At 64.6% G+C, this 16,209-nt stretch carries 13 protein-coding genes; 1 reads left to right on the forward strand and 12 read right to left on the reverse strand.

The window, feature by feature from the left end; translation table 11 throughout:
* Positions 1-63: 63 nt before the first annotated feature.
* From HMPREF0043_RS09465 to HMPREF0043_RS09480, 4 genes are all read right to left on the reverse strand, one after another.
* Entirely contained in the window at positions 64-1,980 is a 1,917-nt protein-coding gene (locus HMPREF0043_RS09465) for a potassium transporter Kup (protein WP_051317520.1), read from the reverse strand.
* Positions 1,981-2,105: 125 nt separating this feature from the next.
* A complete protein-coding gene (locus HMPREF0043_RS09470; protein ID WP_021602846.1) occupies positions 2,106-2,537 on the reverse strand; it encodes a YjdF family protein in 432 nt (143 codons plus the stop codon).
* Positions 2,538-2,883: 346 nt separating this feature from the next.
* Complete coding sequence (locus HMPREF0043_RS09475) at positions 2,884-3,108, reverse strand: YbdD/YjiX family protein (protein ID WP_021602847.1); 225 nt, start codon at positions 3,106-3,108, stop codon at positions 2,884-2,886.
* The gene (locus HMPREF0043_RS09480; RefSeq protein WP_021602848.1) at positions 3,098-5,470 is read right to left on the reverse strand and encodes a carbon starvation CstA family protein; all 2,373 of its coding nucleotides are present in this window, start codon (positions 5,468-5,470) and stop codon (positions 3,098-3,100) included. Before HMPREF0043_RS09480 ends, HMPREF0043_RS09475 begins: the two co-directional genes overlap by 11 nt.
* 217 nt (positions 5,471-5,687) lie before the next feature.
* Between HMPREF0043_RS09480 and HMPREF0043_RS09485 the strand changes: the two genes are divergently transcribed.
* On the forward strand, positions 5,688-6,050 hold the full coding sequence (locus HMPREF0043_RS09485) for a DUF488 domain-containing protein (RefSeq protein WP_021602849.1): 363 nt from the start codon (positions 5,688-5,690) through the stop codon (positions 6,048-6,050).
* Between the two features lie 784 nt (positions 6,051-6,834).
* Here the strand turns inward: HMPREF0043_RS09485 and HMPREF0043_RS09490 are convergent.
* From HMPREF0043_RS09490 to HMPREF0043_RS11260, 8 genes are all read right to left on the reverse strand, one after another.
* Entirely contained in the window at positions 6,835-7,521 is a 687-nt protein-coding gene (locus HMPREF0043_RS09490; protein WP_021602852.1) for a response regulator, read from the reverse strand.
* A 96-nt stretch (positions 7,522-7,617) separates the two neighbouring features.
* Entirely contained in the window at positions 7,618-8,808 is a 1,191-nt protein-coding gene (locus HMPREF0043_RS10845; RefSeq protein ID WP_198010330.1) for a sensor histidine kinase, read from the reverse strand.
* Between the two features lie 523 nt (positions 8,809-9,331).
* The gene (locus HMPREF0043_RS09505; protein WP_021602855.1) at positions 9,332-10,210 is read right to left on the reverse strand and encodes an ABC transporter permease; all 879 of its coding nucleotides are present in this window, start codon (positions 10,208-10,210) and stop codon (positions 9,332-9,334) included.
* The gene (locus HMPREF0043_RS09510) at positions 10,207-11,112 is read right to left on the reverse strand and encodes an ABC transporter ATP-binding protein (protein WP_021602856.1); all 906 of its coding nucleotides are present in this window, start codon (positions 11,110-11,112) and stop codon (positions 10,207-10,209) included. The genes HMPREF0043_RS09505 and HMPREF0043_RS09510 overlap by 4 nt, the downstream gene beginning before the upstream one ends.
* A gap of 239 nt (positions 11,113-11,351) precedes the next feature.
* Positions 11,352-12,644, reverse strand: a complete 1,293-nt coding sequence (locus HMPREF0043_RS09515) for a protoporphyrinogen/coproporphyrinogen oxidase (RefSeq protein WP_021602857.1) — start codon at positions 12,642-12,644, stop codon at positions 11,352-11,354.
* A gap of 135 nt (positions 12,645-12,779) precedes the next feature.
* Entirely contained in the window at positions 12,780-13,250 is a 471-nt protein-coding gene (locus tag HMPREF0043_RS09520; protein ID WP_051317521.1) for a flavodoxin family protein, read from the reverse strand.
* A gap of 137 nt (positions 13,251-13,387) precedes the next feature.
* Positions 13,388-15,013: a S1C family serine protease gene (locus HMPREF0043_RS09525; protein ID WP_156897582.1), complete on the reverse strand. Its 1,626-nt coding sequence runs from the start codon at positions 15,011-15,013 to the stop codon at positions 13,388-13,390.
* 342 nt (positions 15,014-15,355) lie between these two features.
* Positions 15,356-16,075, reverse strand: a complete 720-nt coding sequence (locus tag HMPREF0043_RS11260; protein ID WP_051317523.1) for a hypothetical protein — start codon at positions 16,073-16,075, stop codon at positions 15,356-15,358.
* Between the last annotated feature and the right edge of the window lie 134 nt (positions 16,076-16,209).

Genomic DNA, 16,209 nt, shown 5'->3' on the forward strand with positions numbered 1-16,209 from the left:
GCTTCGAACTGCGCCTCACGGCAGCACACGCGGAATGGGGCCGGTCCGCGCGCGCAGATTGCATCACAGCAGCACGCGCGTGGAGAGCTCTACGGTGCGATCCTTGGGCAGTTTGTTGACCCATGACGGGGAGACCGAGGCCCGTGACAGCCCGATGAAGATCTTCTTGCGCCACCGCCACATGGAGCGCTGGCTGCCCTCGAGGATGTGAATGTGGGAGAGCATGAAGAACGCCTTGTCGAGCTTCCAGGAGGACAGGCCGAGCGTGCGCTGGCCGTAGCGGATCGTCTCGGTCAGGTCGCGCTCGTCCATGAAACCGTAGCGGACGGTCAGGTGTTTGACCCCGCGGATGGGCGTGCTCAGCTCGTCTTGGACTACTCTCTCCTTGCGTGGAACGTGAGGGGTCGGCAGGGTCTTGATCGAGACGATGACCACGTGGTCGTGAAGGGTATGGTTGACCGCCGTGTTCTTCTTCAGCGCCAGGGGAGTCGTCGTTATCATCGAATGCGGGTAGATCGCCGTCCCCGGAATGCGGCGGGCGGGAGAGGCGGTCAATCCCGCCAGGAAGTCCTTCAAAGCCCCCTCGTTTTCCAGGCGCGCCTCGGTCACCAGGCTCTCGCCGCGTCGCCACGTCGTCATGATGACCAGCATGAACGTGGCGATCGAGAGCGGAAGCCAGCCGCCGGTCGCGATCTTGGTGATGTTCGCGGCCAGCAGGGGAACTTCGATGGCCAGGAGAATCGTCGCGGCGAACGCAGTCGCCCATCCGGGCCATCGCCAGCCGACGCGGGTGAGCATGAGCAGCAGCGTCGTCGTCAGGAGGAAGTCCGTTGTGACCGCCAGGCCGTAGGCTGCCGAGAGCCGTTCCGAGTCTTGGAAGATGAGGACGATCGACGCCACTGAGACGAACAGCAGCATGTTGACGGCGGGCAGGTAGATCTGGCCGGACTCTGTGGCCGAGGTGTGGCGGACCTTCATGTGCGGCAGGTATCCGAGATTCGAGGCCTGCCGCGCAATCGAATACGCCCCCGAGATGACGGCCTGGGAAGCGATGAGGGTCGCCAGGGTCGCCATGATCACCAGCGGCACGGTCAGGCTCGCCGGAACCAGCATGAAGAATGGATTGTCCAGGGCATTCGGCTTCTCGATCAGGAGGGCCCCTTGGCCGAGGTAGTTGAGGACTAGGGAGGGAAGGACCACGGCGAGCCACGTTCCCTGGATAGGCCGCCTCCCGAAATGCGCGATGTCGGCGTACAGCGCCTCCGCGCCGGTCACCGACAGGACGATGGCCCCCAGGGCGATGAAGGTCGTGCCGGGATGCCGGACGATGAACGAAATCGTCTCGGTGGGGGAGAGGGCGATGAGGATGTCGGGATGCCTCAGGACGTGCGGCAGCCCCATGAAGGCGAGCAGGAGGAACCACGTGAGCATGATCGGGCCGAAAACCCTGCCCATTTTCGCGGTCCCGTTGCGCTGTGCGATGAAGAGCACGGTCAGAATCACCAAGGCGACGGGGACGACGAAGCGTTCCATGCTCGGGAAGGCGACTTCCAGGCCTTCCACGGCCGAGAGCACGGAGATCGCGGGGGTGATGACGGAGTCGCCGAAGAACAGAGCCGCTCCGAAGACGCCGAGAAGCGCCACGAGCACGGAGATTCGGCCGGGCGTGAGGCTGCGGCGCACCCGGGTCGCCAGGGCGAGGATGCCGCCTTCGCCGTCGTTGTCGGCTCGCAGCACGAAGCATACGTATTTGATGGTGACGATGAGGACGAGCACCCAGACGATGCAGGAGATGACGCCGGTGATGTCCTCTCGGTTGAGCGGGACCGCCCTGCCGTCCAGCATGAAGACGGTGCGCAGCACGTACAAGGGGCTGGTGCCGATGTCGCCGAAGACCACTCCGAGGGCCGAGAGCCCGAGCGCCATCGATCCGGTCTGCTTCGCAGTGCCGTGCCCGCGCAGAGAGGATTCAGAATCCATGCGCGATATCCTACGCCCGCCTGGGCCTCCGTCCAGCTGGGAGGGGTTCCTGTGAGGCGGTAGACGGGGACGATCGGCTTCCCGCTTCCTACGGAGATTCGATCGATGCCCGGCGGCCTGGCTCGTCAGCGACCGCGGTGCTTCGCCTTCCTCTTGGCGATCCGCGCCTCGCGCCGGATTCGAGCCCGGACGTCCTTGTCTGCGCGCCGGCGCACAATCCGCTCGGAGGCTCGTTTCTCGCGTGCGAGCGCCAAAGCCCGCTGGCTTGCGGTCGACGCCGGCAGGCGGCGCTGCTCGCGCGCAGCCTGCCGCGCGAGTCGCTTGGGATTGCGCGCGGCCGCTCGGGGGCGGCGCTCGGACGCCTCGACCGCAGGGGCCGCGAAAGCACGGTCGAAAAGCGAATTCGCGCAGGTCGCGATGAACTCCCACAGCTCAGCGTCGGAGGGCTCGGCCCCGAAGACATGACGAGCAGCGCGGACCGCCCCCGAATCGTCGGTGACCTCCAGAACTCCCATCCACAGTGAACCGTCGAAGAAGACGGTGAATGCCGATGCCATGGCAAACCTCCCGGGCGCAGAAAACCGACCCTGGCGTTCACCGGTTTCCGCGTCGCGGACAACGAGCCCGAATCTTCGGGCCGCCCGGACTACCAGCCGGGCTGTGAGGTTCGTGAGACCAGGCGTTCAGTATACACGGGGGCGGCACGGGGCAGGCAGCCGCCCCGCATGCGAATCAGGCATCGACGTCGCTGAACCGCCCCGATCGGCGGCGGGGTTGACCGGCGGCGGGGCTGATCGGCGACAACCCAATCGGGGCGGCTCAGCCTAGGCGCTGAGCCGCCCTCGACGGCGGCGTCATGACGGGCATGCCCAAGGCTACGCCGCTTAGACGCAGACCCGCCGCCTAGCAGCAGCCGGTGGGCGGATTGTCCTCGCGGAGGCGCGCACGGGCGCGCCAGAACTCGCGCTCGGTCATCGGGGCGTGGCCGGGGTGCTCCCGCCGATGGCGCTCGACGTACTTCTCATAGGCCGATTCACCCGTGAAGTCCCGCCAGAGGGCGCGGAATGCAGCGAGCCGCTCCCGAACCGCGCCGAGGATTCCGCGGAGCCCGGGGGATTCACCGGACACCGCGGGCCTTCTTCGCCTCGGGTATCAGCGCGGGGTCGCCGACCGCGGCGTACTCTGCGACCAGCTTCTTGTCGAGCTTGGAGGCGAAGAGCCTTTCGGGTGCGAAGAAGTTCGACTCTTGGAACGGATCCTCCGACGTCGTGGTCTCTCCCGTGCGCAAGGTCTTGACGACCCTCAGGATCGCGCAGACGATCACGAAGGCGACCGCCACGAGGAACACGATCGAGAGCGTGCCTTGGATGAACGCGTTGCGGATGACGGCGTTCTGTTCGTCGATCTTCGCCGGATCGGTGAGCGTGGGCAGCTTCGCGCGAGCCTGGCGCCACTGCTCCCAGTACCCGATGTTCACGTCGGTGGAGAAGATCTTCTGCCACGAGGCCGTGAACGTCACGGCGACGTCGAAGGCCAGGGGGATGAACGGGATCCACACCCACTTCGTGTGCCCCTTGCGGACCACCATCACGGTGGCCACCAGCAGGGCGACCGCGGCTATCAACTGGTTGGCGATGCCGAAGAGCGGATAGAGGGTCTTGATGCCGCCCCGGGGATCGGTGACGCCCATGAGCAGCAACGATCCCCAAGCGGCGACGATCACGCCGGTGGACAGGAGCGCCCCCGTCCGCCACGAGGGGTCCTTGAACTTCGGCATGACGTTGCCTAAGGCGTCGGAGAGCTGGAAGCGCGCCACGCGGGTGACCGCGTCGACGGCGGAGAGGATGAACAGAGCCTCGAACATGATGGCGAAGTGGTACCAGAAGCCCATCATCCCCCGGCCTCCTCCGACCTGGTGGAGGATGTGCGCAATGGCCACGGCGAGGGTCGGGGCGCCGCCCGTTCGCGAGACGACCGACGGCTCGCCGACGTCGTCGGCGACCTGCTTGAGGGCCTCGGCCCCCTCAAAAGTCTTCTCCTTGCCCTGCTTGTCCCACGACTCCCACCGGGGCTCGATCTTCTCGCCCTTCGTGGTGGTCACGCCGAGATTGCGCACGGCCTGGGATGTGATGACCTCGCGATCCTTGGTGGACTGTGTGACGGAAGTGCCCGCTAGCTGGTCGACGCTGGCCTCGGGAGTGTTCATGCCGAAATAGATCCCCTGGTTGAGGGAGGCCGCGGCCGCCAGCGCCATGATCGCCACGAAGGATTCCATGAGCATGCCCCCGTAGCCGATCATGCGGACCTGGGACTCCTTCTGCACCATCTTCGGGGTCGTTCCCGAGGAGACCATTGCGTGCATGCCCGAGAGGGCCCCGCAGGCGACGGTGATGAAGAGGAACGGGAAGAGCGTGCCGGCGAAGACGGGCCCCTTCGTATTGGAGGCGAACTCAGTGACGGCGGGCATCTCCACCAGGGGCCGGACGACGACGATCCCGAGCGCCAGAACCACGATCGTCCCGATCTTCATGAAGGTCGACAGGTAGTCCCGCGGCGTCAGCAGCACCCACACCGGAAGGACGGCGGCGAAGAAACCGTAGACGATCATCGCCCACACAAGCGTGGTCTGGGACAGGTGCAGGTACTCCTTGCCGAAATCGGATTCCGCGACCCAGCGGCCGGCGATGATCACGATGATGAGCATGGTGCAGCCGACGACCGAGACCTGCGTGATCTTGCCCGGTTGCACGTACCGCAGCCAGATGCCCATGAAGATGGCGATCGGGATGGTGCATCCCACGGAGAAGACGCCCCATGGGGAGGCCGCCAGCGCGTTGACGCACACCATGGCCAGTACCGCCAGGACGATCATGAGCATGACGAGCACGATGACGGTGGCCACCGTTCCGCCGAACTTCCCGATCTCGTCGGTGGCCATCTGCCCGAGTGAGCGTCCGCCGCGGCGCATGGAGAAGAAGAGGACGAGCATGTCCTGGATCGCCCCGGCCACGCATACGCCGAGGATGATCCACAGCGTGCTGGGGAGGTACCCCATCTGGGCGGCGAGTACGGGGCCGACGAGCGGGCCGGCGCCCGCGATGGCCGCGAAGTGGTGGCCGTAGAGGACGACGCGGTTGGTCGGGTCGAAGTCCTTGCCGTTGTTGATCCGTTCGGCGGGCGTGGCGTTGGAGTCGTCCGGGCGCATGATCCTGCGCTGCACGTACAGGGCGTAGAACCGGTAGGCGATCGTGTATGTGCACAGTGCGGTCACCACGAACCAGATCGTGTTGACCTCCTCGCCCCGGACGACGGCCAACATCGTCCAGCCGAGGACACCCAGAGCCGTGATGACGATCCAGAGGGCGACTTTCCGCGGCGTCCACTCGTTGCGCGGCTTGACGCCGACCGGGATTCCTCGCTTGTTCCGTATGATGAGCTTCTCCTCCTCGGGCGTGTAGGAAGGAAGCTCGCCGACGGATGTCTCTTCCATGAGGTGTTCACCTCGCATTCGATTGTCGATTGAGAAGCGGCGGCACTGCCGTCATTACCTCGAGTTTAAGGTCCGGCTTTCCCCTTGGACAGGGGCGAAAGTGCTCATCGTGGCTCATCGTCCGCATCGTCGCTGAATTCGCCGAGTGCAGGGCTGGAGTCGGCCGCTGGGCGTCGAAATCGCCTGCCATCCCATCTCGGAGGTCTATTCTGGAGGAATGGAGTTCGTTGTCAAGAGAGTGTACGAACAGCCCGATCCGGACGACGGCTACAGGGCCTTGGTCGATAGGCTCTGGCCTCGCGGCATGCGGAAGGACAAGGCTGCGATCGACGAATGGGCCAAGGACCTCGCCCCCAGCGCTGAGCTGCGTTCCTGGTACCACCAGGACCTCGACGCCAGACGGGAGGAGTTCGCCGCCCGCTATCGCGAGGAACTGTCGGCGTCCGAGGCCGTTGAGGACTTTTTGCGCAGAACCGGGGGCCAGGAGCGCGTTACCCTCCTCTACGCTGCACGCGATACGCAACACAACCACGCTCTGGTGCTGCGCGACGTGCTGCAGGAGGCGGCCGCCAAGGGATGAGGGCATCTTGAGGAGGTTGGAGCGTCTCGGGAAAGCCCGTCGGGGATGCCCGCGGCATCCACGGAAGAGAAAGTGATGGGGCCCGGGTGTCACGCATCACCCGGGCCCCAGTGTCGCATGTATACTCATTGAACATGCGCTCGGCAGGACAAAGACATCTGCTGGCGGTTTCACTCTATAGCCACCCGAGGGCAGTCCCATTTCCGGATCACTCCGGCGCTGAGGTGAGCGTTTTGCGAGTCTGAACCGACCAGAGGTTCACTACCTGTCTATTCAGTTGTCTTCGTCACGAACGTCTACTTGTAAAAGCGTCCACCGCATATCTTCCGAGGAGAAAAACCTTGAGCTCTGAAAATAATGCAACTAAATCCTTCACCCGCCTGCTCAGCATGAGCGGCTACCAGAGCCGACTCTTCGCTGGCGGATGAGACGGAAGGCGAAGGGCTTGACGAAACATCGTCAGACGCCATCGCGCTAGGAAGAACCACCGCGCTCGCCGCCATGCTAACCGCAGCGACAAGTCCTAGTTTCTTCATCCGTGTAACCTCCTGTTTGGACAATGAATACATTAGCGAAGCCATCCCGAAATGAACTCCCCCAAAAGTAGGAGAATTCGGCGATCACTCGAAATGTGATGCCAATCATATCGTTTGTACTTCGTGACTCAAGGATACTCCGCCTTGGGAGCGTCCGTGTAGGACCTCTTCGGGCCTGAGACGAGGGGCTCGGCGCATCGGGCACGCGATGCACCCCGGAACCTCGAAGCCGCACAGTGTGGAGCCGTTTAGGAGCGGACGAGGCCCAGCTCGTAGGCCCGCACAACCACCTTCAGGCGGCTGTTGACCTGGAGCTTGGACATGATCGAGGAGAGATGGGACTTCACCGTCGATTCCTGGACGTAGAGCTTCTGGGCGATCTCGGCGTTCGAATAGGCCTGGCACAGCAGTTCCAGCACGTCCATTTCGCGCTTGGAAAGCTGGATGTCCGGTGAGGGTTCGGGCGGCAGGGGAACGAGGTAGTTCTTCACGAGGCGTCCCGTCGGGCCCGGTGAGACGACGGTTCCGCCCGCCGCGACCTGCCGCAGGCCGCCCACGAGATCTTCCGGCGATGTGTTCTTCAAAAGGAAGCCCGAGGCGCCGGCCTGGAGGCCGGCGAGCATGGCCTCGTCATCGTCGAACGTGGTCAACAAGACTACTTTGACGTCGGGGGCCAGGAGCCTTACCTGCTCCACGGCGGAGATTCCGTCCATGATCGGCATTCTCACGTCGGTCATGAGGATGTCCGGATGGTGCTTGGTCGCCAGGCGCACCGCTTCGAAACCCGTTGTGCCCATGCCGACGAGCTTGATGTCCGGCGCGGTGGCGAGGTATGCCGTCAGGGACTGGAGAACGGCGTTGTCGTCATCGACAACGGCGATCCTGATCGGCCCGCCGCGCGCAGGGGCGCCCTGGCCGCTATCCGTTCCGCCCATCCAGGACGCGGACTTGCCGGAATGCTGCGGCTTGCCCCGTCCCGCTCTTGGGGTCTGCCTACGCTGATTCACCCTTATGCCCTTCTAGTCAGTGTTTCATCTGTGTACGGGGATCGACGCGCGGACGATCCACGTGTCTTCCCTCTGGGAAAACTCGATAGTGCCGCCCAGGGCTTCGACGCGCTCCCTCTGGCCGATGAGGCCCAGACCGAGGCCTGCCTGGGAGCCCTGCTCGACGGCGTCCACCGCCGAGGCACTCTCCGATTCTAGAGAATCCTCCTCCGAAATGGCGTTGATGAAGATGGCGTCCACGCTCTCATCTTGGACTTCGACCATGATAGTCGCCGGAGCCTCATGCGCGGCGTGCTTGACGATGTTCGAGCACGATTCCGTCACCACACGGGAAAGTGTAACGGAAATGATCTCGGGCAGGGAGGAAAGGTCTCCCTCGATGGCCGCATTGACATCGATCCCGGCGGCGCGTACCTTGGCGATCTGCTCCTCGATCACCTTTTCAGGCGGCGAATCGATGATGGTGAAGCGGTCGGCGATCGACCCGGGAGCCGACAGTTCGACCTTGTCCGAGACCCGCAGGACTTCGAGCATGTTCCGCAGATGGGATGTGGCCGCGCGCCCCGTGCGGGCTATGAAGTCGAGATCCTCCGATAGATCCGCTCCCTTGCCCGTCTGCAGTTTGGCCGCCTCGGCCCGCATGACGAGCATCGTGGTGGAGTAGACGGCTGTGTCGTGAAGCTCCCTGGCGATCGCACGGCGTTGCTCCGCAAGTTCCGCTTGGCGCCGGGCTTCGAGTGAATCGTTGGCCAGGCTCTGCCGCAGAAGGAGCTCCCCTAGCAGAAGGAAAAGAATTAAAAAAGTAATATTAACGATGAAATTTTGAATTATTGTATTTACGTTTGGTAATGTGATTATAAGCTCATGTAATTCAATTATTGTACATATTATAGCTGAAAGACAACCGATTATACGACTTCCAGACCAAATGATTATGATAGGAGCAATATTAGATGTTATAGATGCGAGATAAATTGACTTATCGGGAGTCAAGTTAACAAGTACATCAACAGTTACAATTAAGAAACCAGATAATATGGGGAATAACCCTGATATGGTGAGTGCGAAGCACGCGAGCCCGGCGACCAGTATCGTCGGTAGAAGGCTGACGTCGGGAGGGACGTCCTCGATGGAGAGGATGTTTAAGAGGGTAAGGATGAAGATTCCGATCCCCAGCAGGACGCCGGTGATGATCCGGGATCTCTTGCCCCACACAGACCAAGAGGACCATGTCTCCTTCGGCTCGGACTTCTTCGGCTGGTCCGTGTGGCCTTGCTCCACCGGAGGGGATTGGGAGGTGCGTCGTTCCCGCCGGGAGGCCCTCCGCTTGCCGTCGGCCTTGCGGAGCTTCCTCTTGCCGGATCGACGCCTGCGGGACGGCCGGCCTGTAGAACTGCGTCCGTCGTCAGCGATCTCGGAGAGGGCGGGTGCAGCCGCCTCGTTGACCGGAGGCGGCGCCGGTAGACCGTGCTTGCCGCGAGGGGCCGCCGGTTTCTCAGTGGCCGGAAGAGTCGGCGAAGTTCGCGTGTGGGGGATGGCGCCCTGATCCATGGTTCCTCCATATAGTGCTTGCGAACATAGGCATAGTATTCAGTGTCATTGCCTCCAACACAGAAGTCTACCCGGAACCACTATATGAACCGCCTCATTCCAGTAATGCTGCAGTATCACTATGACTGGGTTGCGGGGAATACCCCGCAACCCAGGAAACGGCCCACCGCCTCGAATGGGGCGAGCCTCACTTGATCGTCTTCCCGATCCGGTATGTGCCGAGCGCCGTGAAGACAACCGTCAGGCCGACGAAAGCGGCGAGGATCCAGGGCGTGGAGACACTCGTGCCGCCGATGTCCAGAGTGAAGCCGTAGTATTCGCCGATGCTTTCGCGGGCCTGCTGGACACCGCCGGTCAACCGGTCGAGGGCATCGCCGGCGAGTGGTTCGCGAAGAAGCACGACGGCCGGCGAATAGGGCAAGACGTTGATCCCGTTCACGACCGTGCCGGATAGCGCGCCTACCGGCAGGTACGCGCCCGCGAGGAACCCCAAAAGCGTCCCCACGATGGTCGAAAGGGCGGTGAAGCCATTGCGCGAGCTGATGAACGTGATGACGAACGACGAGATCGCCGAGAAGGCGAAGGCGAACAGGACCACGTAGCCCAAGGCCGTTAGGAAGCTCCCCCAGCCGGGGATGTCGCCGTAGACCAGTTTGACGACGGCCGCCCCGACTGCCGAGACGATGAGCGTCATGACGAAGGAGACCACGACCGCCGAGAGCTGGTAGCCGAGAATGAGCTGATGCCGCCGGATGGGGCAGACGCGGAACTCCTTGAAACGTCCGGTCGCCCGATCGTCCACATAGGCGCCGAGCGCCCCCAGACCCGTCGTCACGCATGTGATCATGACGATGCCCCCGAACACCCACGAGGCGACGAAGTAGCCCACGTCCTCCGAGGCAGCCGAGGGCAGTTTCGCCTTGAGGCTGTCGGCCTGGATCGCGCCGAGGAACAGGGCGTAGATGAGCAGGAGCATCAACGCCGCCAGGAGGGAGAGGAGGACTCCCGCCCTGTCGCGGCGGTATATCCGAAGATTCCGCTTCACCAGGGAGAGGACGATTCTCACTTGCCCTTCCTTTCGCTCATGAGGTTCAGGAACACGTCGTCCATCGATCCCTGGATCACCTGGAAGTCCTCGACGGCGTCGCCCAGGCTCATGAGGATGTCCAGCCCCGCCGCCGAATCGGGGATCGCTGCGTGAACGGCGCCTCCCCTGTCATACGGCCGGGCTTCCGGAAGGCGACTGCGGATCGCCGAAACGACCTCGCTGCGGCGGCCGTCGCGCGGTTTGACGAGCAGCCGGGGAGTGGAGTGGCGAGCTCGAAGCTCGATGGGGGTTCCATCGGCGATCGGGACGCCGCGATCGATGACCAGGACACGATCGGCGGACTCCGTCTCCTGCATGTAGTGAGTCGTCAGGACGACGGTGAGGCCGAGATCGTCTCGCAGGCCACTGATCGTGTTCCACACCTGTTCGCGGCTGTGCGGGTCCAAGCCCGTGGTCGGCTCGTCCAGGAAGAGCGTTTTCGGATGGTTGAGCAGCGCCCGGGCGATGTCCACGCGGCGCTTCTCGCCGCCGGAGAGCACGCCGTAATGCCGGTCGCGGAAATCCGTCAGGTCGACGAGCTCGGCGAGTTCGTCGATGCGCGATCGGGGGATGCCGTAGACGTCGGCCTTGAGTTCGAGGTTCTCGTCCACGCTCAGGCGGGGGTCGAGAAGCGATTGCTGGAAGACGACGCCGATCCGCGAGCGGATGCGGTACGCGTCGGTGCGCACGTCCAGACCGTCGAGGGCGATGTCGCCCTCCTCGAAGGGCAGAAGGGTGATCATACAGGAGATGGTCGTCGTCTTGCCCGCGCCGTTCGTTCCCAGGAAGGCGAAGAGCTCGCCGTCTGTGACCGCGAAGGAAAGCCCGTCGACGGCCGTCACTTTCCCATACCTCTTGGTTAGACCGGATACCTCGATCATCCCGACCTCCTGGCCTTTCCCGGCCGATGGGCGCCATGACGTTTGAATTCTAGGCGTGAAGGCGGGAGACGCCCGGCGGACCGCACGGGCATTCATCCCCTCGGGGCGGAATCGGCACGTCGGCAACCCCACGGTGAACACGTCGGCAACCCCACGGTGAACACGTCGGCAACCCCGCGGTGAAATGGGCGGCGTTTACGCCGGAGGTGGCGCGCGGGCCGATCGGGATCGTGAGGGATTCAGGGGCGGTCGATCACGGCCTGCACGCGCCCGGCCGCCCACCGCCCGGCCGCCGCCGCAGAGTCGGACCACGGCCACGCCAGGCAGTCGCCCGCCAGAACGATGCGCCGGGTCTGCGCGCGTTCACGGTAGGCGTCGATCGCGGCGAGCCGCCCTGGCGGCGTGGTCGGCATGGCATGGGGAATCCTGACGACGGCCGAGGCCTCCGGGGCCGGTGCGAAAGCGCCGGAAAGCCGCGGCTCCCAGACGAGCAGGGCTCGGCGGGCCGCATCCACGATCTCGGAGTCGGCTCCGCCGGACAGGGCGCGGGCGTCCTTCCCGGCGAACATGCACGTCACGACGTCCCCGCGCCCGCGGGCGTGGCCCGCGCGGCTCGCCACGCAGAGCGCCGCGAGCGGTCCGTCGTCCGGATGCATGAGAACGCCGTAAGCGCCGGCGAGTTCGTCCTCGTGCAAACGCCGCGCCATCCCCAGGCAGACGAGCAGTCCCGTGCTGTAAGCCACTGCAGACACCGCTTCCTCCTGGGCGGTGAGATCCATGACGGCGGGCAGATCCGGGGCGGGGACGGCCACGATCGCGGCCTCGGCGCGGAAGACCCCGGAATCGGTGTGCGCCGCCACCCCGAAGGCGTCCTCCTCCATGAAGGCGACGGTGGTGCCGGTCCGCACGTCCAACCGGGAGGCCAGGGCGTCGGTGAGCCTGGAGAGCCCTCCGGGAATGGTGAGTGTCCGGCTGCTGAAGCCGTGGGCGGCCATGGCGCCGATCGCCGCTGCCGAGACGGTGCGAGCGTCCTGGAAGTAGAAGCCGTGGAATGCGGGGTATATGCTGCGCTCGGCGAGTTGGGCGAGGCCGATTCCCCTGGTCCAGTCTTCGGCTGTCATCCGGTCGAGGTCCAGCCAGTCGAGCGGGTCGAGTGTGCCGCGCCCCCGAGAACGCGCTGTGAAACGAAGGAGACCGGGCAGCTGCCCGAGTGACGTTCCGATGGGCAGGAGGCCTGACCTGACCGCGGACGTCGGCCTGTCGGTGCGGAAGCCGTAGATCTCGCCGCCGTAGGCGATCGCGGATTTCGCAGAGACCGCCTGCAGAGGAACGGCCAGCTCTCCAGCCAGGAAGGGAACGACCCGGTAGGCCGCCGAGAGGAAGTTCGCGCCGGCCTCCACTCTGCAGCCGTTGAGCTCAATGGAGTGGAATCGTCCGCCGATCCGGTCCGATCTCTCCAGCACGGTCACCCGCACGCCGGCTTTCCGAAGCTGCCAGGCTGCCGTGAGCCCGCTGATCCCCGCACCGATCACGACGACGCCGGATCCACGGCCGGGAGCAGCCGGCACGGAGCGCCCGTCAGACGCTTGAAACTGCGGCGAATTCGAAGGAGGAGGCTGCTGCGGCGTCATGGTGAGAACCTATACGGCCGAATGCTCGGCGATGATTCAATCCGCGGATTCAAGCGCCTCACGGAGTTCGGCCAGCTCGACCATGTCGCTGGCGGTGCCGATCAGGCGCATCCCCAGCGGGGCGACCACGTTTTCCACGGACGCCACGGCCGACTCGACCGTCAACGGCTTGGGGCCGTAGCTCTGGATGAAGAACGCGAAGCGCCTGCCTGCCAGGGCGTCGTCCTGTGGGCGGGTCTCCAGGCGCTCGAGGAGGAGACGCGCAGCCGCGCTCATCGTCTCCGAATAGACGGGCGAACCGAGGACGATCGTGTCGGATTCCACCATCTTCTGGAAGACTTCCTCGAACTGGTCGTCGGCGAAATCCTGGCCGAAGAACCCCATCCTGTAGTCGACGAGGTCGATGCGTTCGAAGTCGAGGCCATCCAAGAGCGCCTGCGCGTACTCGACTGTGTTCCCGTCACGCTTCTGGCTGGCGTTGATGAAAAGAATGCGACCGTGTGCCATAATCGCTCGTCCCTTCCCGTCGGTCATCGTGCACCCCACACACTATAGCGGGAATGGAACGGGGCGGCCGGATTTTCCGGCCGCCCCGCGTGGGTATCGTCGTGACCGGGATGCGCCCGGCCGCCCTCGGCGATCCGTCAGTTCACGCTCGACTCGCCGAGCTTCACCTTCACGTCCGTCTGCGAGCCGTCCGACTTGACGATCGTGAGGGTCACCTCCTCGCCTATCTTGTGATTCTGCACCTTGTCCGAGAGATCGGAGGCCTTGCTGACCTTCTCGCCGTTGATGTGGGTGATGACGTCGCCGACCTCGATCCCGGCCTTCTCGGCGCCGGAACCCGAGATCACTTCCCGCACGGTGACGCCCTTCGAGATGCCCTGGTCGTTGGACGCCCTGTTCGTGGTGATCGAGACGCCCAACGCCGCGTTGCGGCCGATGACGGTGCCGTCGCCGCCCTTGCCCGACTTCACCTTGTTGACGATGTCCATCGCGTCTTTGATGGGAATCGCGTAGCCGTTGACTTCGGCCGAGCTCTTGCCCGTCGAAGCGGCGGTCGTCAGGCCGATCACCTCGCCCTTGGAGTTCATCAGCGGCCCTCCGGAGTAGCCTTGGACGACGTCGGCGTCGGTCTGGATGAGGCCCGTCAGCTTGTCGACGTTCTCGCTGTTGAGGCTGTCCTGGGCGTTGATCGTCACGTTGGTGCCCGTCACCTTGCCGTCGAGCGCGGTCAGGTACCCCTGGCCGGAGCCGTTTCCGATGGCCGTGACCGAATCGTCCTTCTTGATCTGCTTCGAAGAGATCTTGACGGTTTCGAGCTTCTTGGGCGGATCGTCGATCTTCAGAACGGCCACATCGCGTGCGGCGTTGTGCCCGACGACCGTCGCCGTGTACTTGGCTCCACTGTTAGGATCGGTGACCTTGACTTTGCTCGAGCCGTGCACGACATGGTAGTTGGTCAGCACGATCCCCGATTTGTCGACGACCATCCCGGTTCCGGCGCCTTCGCCGTTGTCGAAGCGCGAGTTGATCAGCATGACGCCTGGAGCCGATTTGACCGGTTTGCCCTGCTGCACCGCGGTGTTCTGCCCCGGGGTCTTCTGCGAGTCCGGAGCGTTGGGCGCTGAGGGAATCGTCGCCTCGGGCGTTCCCTTCTGCTCTTGCACGGAGGCGCTATGGTCTTGGTCGCCAAGCGCGAAGCCGGTCACGCCGCCGATCAGGCTGCCCAGGAGCATGCCCGCCATCGTGGCGGCCGCGAGGGCGGCGGTGGTCCACGACCTCTTCTGCTTTCCCGGTTTGACGCCGGCGTTGGCGTCGAAGGCGAAACCGGAGTGCGCCCCCGAGGGGAACGGATCTGCATAGGGCCCGCCTTGCGACTGCCCCGACGTCAGCGTCTGCCCACCGGTGTGCCCTGCCGCCTCCTGGGCGGTCGATTCCGCGGGCATGAACGACGCCGTGGGGCTGCCTGAGGCGTACGCACTCGTGCTGTCCGGCCTGGCGGCGAACGGGGAGAAGGGACTTAACGCCTCCGTTCCGCCGGGGCGCGCCTGACCTCTCTCGCTGCCGTCTGCCTGGCCCGGCCAGCTCGGCCGCCGCCCGTCGGGATCGTTCCCCCTCTGACCGCTTCCCTCCGAGTTCTGGCCGGTCGGGTAGTAGGGGAAGGAAGAGGAGGGCAGGGGCTCCGTGGGCTGTGTTCCGGGCGTATCGCCGAGCCCGGATTCGTGCCCGTTCCCCACCCCGTTCCGGGGGTTGTAGCTATCAGTCACCTTGTCCTCCTGGGACGTTTCAATGTCGAAGTCGATATGTAGATTCCACGCGTGCAATCAGAACGGAAACCTGAACTTTCCTGGGAAAGCCCGGAGAGCCTTTCGATACCGCATCCCGCTCACAACCCACGACGGTATCGCATTCCCGCGCCATGCGGTGGCGTATTTATCGAAAGTCACGGGCGGGTTTCCGTCTGCCGCGCGGTCGGACGCGGGCCGTCCGCCTGACGGCGCGTCCGGAGTATGGGGGCTATGCGATCCTTCGGGCCGCCTCGATGAGCGCCGTCGCGCAGGCGCCGCTCATCGAAGCGCGGCCGGGCAGCCCACCGGGCCGCGATCGGATCAGTTCGCCGTCGAATTGGAGGCGTTGGAATCCGACTGGTCGTTTCCCGACCCGCTGTTGCTCTGGCCCGAGCCGTTTCCGCTCTGACCGGAATTGTTGTTCTGGTTCGAGTTGCCATTCTGATTCGAACTGTTCTTGTTCGATCCGTTGTTGTTCTGGTTTGAGCCGTTCTTGCCCGAATTGCCGTCAGGATTGTTTCCGGACCGGTCCGACGGCGCCTGGGGCATCCTGCCGTCGCCGTTCCCCGGCATCCTGCCCGACGGAGGCTGCGGCATTCTGCCGTCGCCGAAGTCATAGTGACCGTGGCCCGGCCCGCAATGGGAATGCCCGCCGTGGTCGTCGCCGACTGCCATAGAGATCCCGCCGCCCAGGAGGCCTCCGAGCACGACACCCGCAGCGCCGGTTGCCGCCACTATGCGGGTGGACCACTTGCGCGGCTGTTTCCCCGTGCCCGTCATCGGCGCACCCGTCATCGGCGCTCCCGGTGGAACGGCCGGGCCGGGGGCCGTGGCCGGAGCCGTCCGGGAGGCCGCGGCGTCGGCGGCAGCGGTGGGTTGGGAAGCGGCGGTGCTCAGCTCCTCCGTTGCCGGAACGCCTGAGGCGTGCACTGCACCGTCGGCGTTTCCGGGAGCGCCGTGCCCTGCGGAGACGGCTCCTGCCGCCGGTTGAGGCTGTTCCTGCCCGTTGCGGCCGTCGGTCTGCTGATTGTTGTCGTTCACGTTGTCCTCCGAAGTGAGATCACTACTGGATCCTTGCATCCTCTATGGAACAGAGGGAAACGGGACGCAGACGGTGAAATGCCTGGGAACGGCTTGTAAGTGGAATCGGGTGGAGGAGGCAGTGCGAGGGGCTG

Source organism: Actinobaculum sp. oral taxon 183 str. F0552, from assembly GCF_000466165.1.
Lineage (GTDB): Bacteria > Actinomycetota > Actinomycetes > Actinomycetales > Actinomycetaceae > Peptidiphaga.